At 73.7% G+C, this 5479-nt stretch carries 6 protein-coding genes; 3 read left to right on the top strand and 3 right to left on the bottom strand.

Features of this window, described 5'->3' with window-relative positions; translation table 11 throughout:
* Positions 1–54 precede the first annotated feature (54 nt).
* Positions 55–471 carry an arsenate reductase ArsC gene (locus tag WD250_09760; protein ID MEX2620492.1) on the top strand — a complete coding sequence of 139 codons (417 nt, stop codon included), beginning with the start codon at positions 55–57 and terminating at the stop codon, positions 469–471.
* Between the two features lie 386 nt (positions 472–857).
* On the opposite strand, the gene WD250_09765 is transcribed toward WD250_09760, so the two are convergent.
* Entirely contained in the window at positions 858–1451 is a 594-nt protein-coding gene (locus WD250_09765) for a hypothetical protein (protein ID MEX2620493.1), read from the bottom strand.
* A 158-nt stretch (positions 1452–1609) separates the two neighbouring features.
* Between WD250_09765 and WD250_09770 the strand changes: the two genes are divergently transcribed.
* Both WD250_09770 and WD250_09775 read left to right on the top strand, forming a co-directional pair.
* Positions 1610–2200: an N-acetyltransferase gene (locus tag WD250_09770; GenBank protein ID MEX2620494.1), complete on the top strand. Its 591-nt coding sequence runs from the start codon at positions 1610–1612 to the stop codon at positions 2198–2200.
* Positions 2201–2265: 65 nt separating this feature from the next.
* On the top strand, positions 2266–2904 hold the full coding sequence (locus WD250_09775) for a molybdenum cofactor guanylyltransferase (GenBank protein MEX2620495.1): 639 nt from the start codon (positions 2266–2268) through the stop codon (positions 2902–2904).
* Positions 2905–2927: 23 nt separating this feature from the next.
* Here WD250_09775 and serS read toward each other — a convergent pair whose 3' ends face one another.
* Complete coding sequence (serS, locus tag WD250_09780) at positions 2928–4187, bottom strand: serine--tRNA ligase (protein ID MEX2620496.1); 1260 nt, start codon at positions 4185–4187, stop codon at positions 2928–2930.
* A 115-nt stretch (positions 4188–4302) separates the two neighbouring features.
* A complete protein-coding gene (locus WD250_09785) occupies positions 4303–5232 on the bottom strand; it encodes a DUF559 domain-containing protein (protein ID MEX2620497.1) in 930 nt (309 codons plus the stop codon).
* Positions 5233–5479: the final 247 nt, after the last annotated feature.

Here is a 5479-nt window from a genome sequence, read left to right on the forward strand (position 1 = left end):
GACCCGTGACGCCAATGATGCGCCCGTGCCCCGACACCGGACCAAGGAGGCCCCGTGCCTGATGACACCCCCACCGTGCTGTTCGTGTGCGTGCACAACGCCGGGCGGTCCCAGATGGCCGCCGGCTGGCTGCGCCACCTCGCCGACGGCCGTGTGCGCGTCCTGTCGGGCGGGTCGACTCCCGCCGAGCAGGTCAACCCCGCCGCGGTGGAGGCCATGCGTGAGGTCGGCGTCGACCTGACCGGGCAGCAACCGCGCCCGTGGACCGAGGAGACGCTGGCCGCCGCCGACGTCGTGGTCACCATGGGCTGCGGCGACGCCTGCCCGGTCATCCCCGGCAAGCGCTACCTGGACTGGGAGCTGGAGGACCCCGCCGGCAAGGACCTCGACGCGGTGCGGCGTGTCCGTGACCAGATCCACCAGCGGGTCCTGGGTGTGCTCCATGATCTCGGTGTGCCCATCACCACGTGAGCGCCGACACCCGCTTGCGGGACGACCAGCCCCCCGCCGGGCGACTCGCCCGAGGTGCGTCGGCCGGCGGAGAGCCGAGCGCACCAGTCGTCGTCGGCCAGCGCGGCCCGCAGGTCGTCGACGTCGTCGAGCGTGAAGACCGGCACCGGCGGGAGGAGCTCGCGTCGCCGTGCGCCACTGCTGAGCGCGCGATCGAGCGTGGCGGGGTCCGCCGACAGGATGGCCTCGCCGCAGACCGGGCACGTGGCGGCCAGCAGACGGAAGTCGTCATGCCGGTTGTGGTGCACCTCGACCCCGGCGATGTCGACCCCGACCGCACCACAGCTCACGCACGCCAGCGCGAAGCCATCCATGAGGCCCTCCGAACCGGCCGGGCTCGCCCCGGCCTACTCGACGGTGAACTCGCCATACATCCCCTGGGCGGCGTGGGGGGGTCCGCCCTCGACCTCTGGCGGCCCTTCCGTGCTCTCCTCCGCGCCGGCCAGGAACTCCTCCGGATCCGCCCCCGTCGGGACGAAGCACACGACCGCGTAACGACCCGGCTCGTCGACGGTGCCGTCGCCGACCGCCTGCACCATCGGGCCGCCCGGCCCGGCCACCAAGACGGTGGCCGGCTCGCCGAGCGTCTGGCCGAGCTCTTCGGGAGGCAGTTCCACCAGCTCCTCGACCGACCGCTCCTCGTCGTCTTCCAGGCGGAAGGCGACGAACTCGTGCGCTTCCTCCTCCGATACGTTGACGACGGTGAACTGCGTCCCGGCCGGCACCGTCTCCGGCAGGCCCACGAAGGCGTAGTCGTGAAGGGCGACCTCCACCGCGTCGCCCGCATCCGCCGCGTCGTCACCTGCGTCGTCCATCTCGGTGTCCGCGTCCGGCTCGGTGAGGGCGCCGCCGTCGTCGTCGCTGGCGCACGAGGTCAACGCCAGGCCGAGCACGGCAAGGACCGCGGCGAGCGGTCGGAGCAATGAACGAGGTCGCTTCACGGTATGCCCTTCGTGTCGGGTGCGAACAGGCCAGTGAGCGAAGGCTACAGCATGGGCATTCCCCGCGGTATCCCGCAAATATGGGGACCATAGGGCGCCGAGCGAACGCTGCGCAGCGGCGGTTGCCGTCGGGCGCCGGGGGGGAATCCTTGGTCACGATGGCAGGCGACGGAGCACCGCGCGACGCACCCGCCACCGACGCCGTGAACAGGCCGTCGGGTCCTCCACCGCTGCTCGTCCGGCGCGAAGCGCCCGGCGGGACCGCCGCAAGCGCCGCCGTGCACGCCCGGGCCTTCCCCACCCCCGAGGGGGCGCAGGCTCCGGCCGAAGCCGTGCTGCTGGAGCGACTCAGGATGTCGGATTCGTGGCTGCCACACCTGTCGCTGGTCGCCGCCACCGCCACGGGAGAGGTGATCGGCCACGCGGTCTGCACCCGCGCGCGCGTCGCCGACCACCCGGTGCTCGCCCTCGGTCCCGTCGCGGTCGTCCCCGACCTCCAGGGCCGGGGCGTCGGCTCGGCCCTGATGCATGCGCTCCTGGGGGCGGCAGAGGCCTGCGACGAACCGCTGGTCGGGGTGCTGGGCGAGCCCGCGTACTACGGCAGGTTCGGGTTCGTGCCCGGCCTCGACGTCGGTGTCGAGGCCCCCGACCCCGGCTGGGCCGAGTACTTCCAGGTGCGCACCCTGTCCGCGCACACCCCCGAACTGCGGGGACGGTTCCGCTACCCGCTGCCGTTCGACGACTTGTGAGCCCCGGCGGACCCGCGGGTGGTCCTCCCGGCGCCGGCTCCGCGGCCCGGCCACCGGCCGGAATCGTGCTCGCCGGCGGTCGGTCGACGCGCATGGGCACGTCCAAGGCGGCGCTCCGGTGGGACGGCGCCACGTTGCTGGCACGCACCTGCGCCATCCTCGCCCGTGCGGTGGGCGGACCACTGCTCGTCGTGGGGTCCCCGGGCCGGGAGCTGCCCGCCCTGCCGCCCGGGGTCCGTGCCGTCGCCGATCCCAAGGAGGGGCGCGGCCCGCTCCAGGGCCTGGCGACCGGGCTGGCAGCGGTCGCGTCCGCGGCCGACGTCGCGTTCGTGTGCGCCACCGACCTGCCCTTCCTGCAAGCCGCCTTCGTCCGCCGGGTGCTGGCGGCGTTGGGGGCGCAGGTCGATCTGGCCCTGCCCGTGGTCCGCGGGCGACCGCAGCCTCTGGCTGCGGCCTACCGGACGGCGGTGGCGCCGCTCGCGGAGGCTCGCCTGGCCCGGGGCGACCTGCGGTTGCTGGGCCTGGCCGCGGAGGTCTGTGTGGCACGTCTGGACGAGGCGGCTCTGCTCAGCGACCCGGCGCTCGCCGCCGCCGACCCGGCCCTGCGATCGGTGGTCAACGTCAACGATCCTGCTGCGTACGCTGCGGCGCGGCGCCGGGTCGGGCGCGACGGGCCGGCGCTCCCGCTCGGCGAGGAGGGTTAGCCGCTCCCGCTCGGCGAGGAGGGTTAGCCGATCCGCTCGGCGCCGAGGTAGGGCTGCAGCGCCGCTGGGACCGCCACGCTGCCGTCGGCCTGCTGGTGGGTCTCCAGCAGCGCGATGATCGCGCGCGGCATGGCGATCGCCGTGCCGTTCAAGGTGTGCACGAGCGCGGTCTCCTTCTCCCCCACGCGGTAGCGGCACCGCAGCCGCCGCGCCTGGTAGTCGGTGCAGTTCGAGGCGCTGGTCAGCTCGCGGTACGCCTCCTGGCCGGGCAGCCACACCTCGATGTCGAATTTGCGGGCGGCCGAGTCGCCGAGGTCGCCGACGGGGATGTCCACCACCCGACCGTGCAACCCGAGGTCGGTGAACAGGTCGAGCTCGATGTCGAGCAGGCGCTGGTGCTCGGCCTCGGAGTCCTCCGGCGCGACGAAGGAGAACATCTCGACCTTGTCGAACTGGTGCATGCGGAAGATGCCGCGGGTGTCCTTGCCGTACGTGCCCGCCTCGCGGCGAAAGCACGTCGAGAAGCCCGCGTAGCGCACCGGCAGGTCCTCGGCGGCCAGGATCTCGTCCAGGTGCAGTCCCGCCAGCGGCACCTCGGCGGTGCCGACCAGGAACAGGTCGTCTTTGGGGATCTCGTAGAGCTGCTCGGCGCCGCCGGGCAGGAACGCCGTGCCGAACAGGGCCTCCTCGCGGGTCAGCACGGGAGGGATCACCGGGGTGTGGCCAGCCGCCATCAGCCGGTCCAGGGCGTAGCGCACGAGCGAGAACTCCAGCAGCACCGCCTGGCCGAGGAGGTAGGCGAACCGGCTGCCGGACACCTTCACCGCCCGCACCACATCGATGAGGCCGAGAGCCTCGCCGATCTCCATGTGGTCGCGCACCGCGAAGTCGAAGGTGGGCTTGGTCCCGAAGGTCGAGCGCTGCACCGCGTCGGTCTCGTCGGCGCCGTCGGGGGCGTCGGGATGCGGCAGGTTGGGGATCGCGGCGAGCGCCCGCTCCAGGCGCCCCTGCACCTCGACCTGGCGGGGCTCCAGCTCGTCCAGGCGCGTCGACACCTGCTTGACCGCGTCGATCAGCCCCTGGCGGTCCTCGGGGGCAGCCGCGCCGATCTCCTTCGAGCGGGCCTTCTGCTCGGCGCGCAGCCGGTCGCCCTCGGTGATCAGGGCGCGGCGCTCCTCGTCGAGGGCCCGGACCTGGTCGATGGTGTCTGCGGACACGCCCCGGCGCGCCAGTGCGGCCGCGACCGGCCCCGTGTCGTCGCGAACAAGCCGGATGTCGATCATGGTCGGCGCAGGCTACCAGCGCCGGCGCACGGTGCCGCCTGTGGCCGGGCAGTGTCCGGCGCGCCCCTCGGCGGAAGATGGGGTCTGCCGGACAGATCTGTCGCTCGACCCCCATCTACCCGGCGGTAGCCGTGGAGCCCAGCGTGCGCAAGCGGGCCACGACCTCACGGGTGAACCGCTGCGGGTCCTGCTCCAGCTCGAACCACCAGAAGCGGTCGATCGTCCACCCGCAGTCGCGGCGCAGCATGCGGTCACGCGCCGAGTCCCGTGCGGCTTGCGCCAGGCGCAGGTGCGGCGGTCCGTCGATCTCCACGCCGTAGCGCACGTCGAAGAACGGCAGGTCGACCTCGGCCACGATCCGCTCGCGGTGCACGATCGGCCCCGGGCGGCTCGCCACCGCGACCCCGACCTGCTGGAGCAGGCGACGTGCGAGCCGTTCGTGACCGGAGTGGTTGAGCTCACCGCGCAGCTCGCCGTGCGCTCGACCGAGCACGGCCTTGCCGGGAAAGCGCACGCGCCGGTCGAGCTCCTCGCCGATCTGGGGCAGCGTGCAGTGCCGCAACCGCTCAGCGTCGGCGATCACCCGGCACAGCGTGCTGAACCCCGTATGCCGCGCGTGGTCGGTGATGGCCCGGACGGTGCCCGCGAGCCGCAGGCCTCGGGCGGCCAGGCGCCGGACCGCCCCGAGGTCGGCGCTGTGGTGGACGCAGATGCCGTCACGCGCGCGCACGTGCCGTCCCGCCGCCAGCAGCAGCTCCACGTCGTCGGGTTCGTGGCGCAGGATGTCCAGGGCCCACAGGGCGGTGGCTCCAGTGAGCAGCGCGTCGGGACCGAAGGCCGCGAGCACGATGCGGCACCGGACAAGGTACGGCGGGTCGTCCTCCCCCGGGACCCACAGACCGGGCAGCCAGGGCTCCCAGCCGATGCGGCGCAGGTGCCGCAGCAGCGTCCTCGGGTGCACACCGTCTGGTGGCCGCGCGGGCGTGCGGGCGTCGATGTAGCCCAGGCGGGCGGCGTCGCGGTGGACCTGGGCCAGCGGTGACATGCCGCCGAGCTTCGTCGGCGTGGGGACCCGGTGCCACCCCCGACCCGGTGACCTGGGGACAAGCGTCGCGCTCCCTCGGCGCCCACCGGTGGTCACCGCCTTCGCCAACGGCGACCTGCCACCGGTTACTCCCCGGTAGATGGGGTCTGCCGGACAGATCTGTCGCTCGGACCCAATCTACCCGGCGGTAACCACTGGCCGGCGGCGGGGGGGGCCGGGGCGGGGCCGGCGGGAGGCGCGGGGCCGC

The sequence above is a fragment of the Egibacteraceae bacterium genome, assembly GCA_040905805.1.
Classification (GTDB): domain Bacteria; phylum Actinomycetota; class Nitriliruptoria; order Euzebyales; family Egibacteraceae; genus DATLGH01.

What these genes read in the sequence shown, in the direction of transcription:
- WD250_09770 (MEX2620494.1), top strand. Translation starts at nt 1,610, where the DNA reads ATGGCAGGCGACGGAGCACCGCGCGACGCACCCGCCACCGACGCCGTG.
- serS (MEX2620496.1), bottom strand. Translation starts at nt 4,187, where the DNA reads ATGATCGACATCCGGCTTGTTCGCGACGACACGGGGCCGGTCGCGGCC.
- WD250_09785 (MEX2620497.1), bottom strand. Translation starts at nt 5,232, where the DNA reads ATGTCACCGCTGGCCCAGGTCCACCGCGACGCCGCCCGCCTGGGCTAC.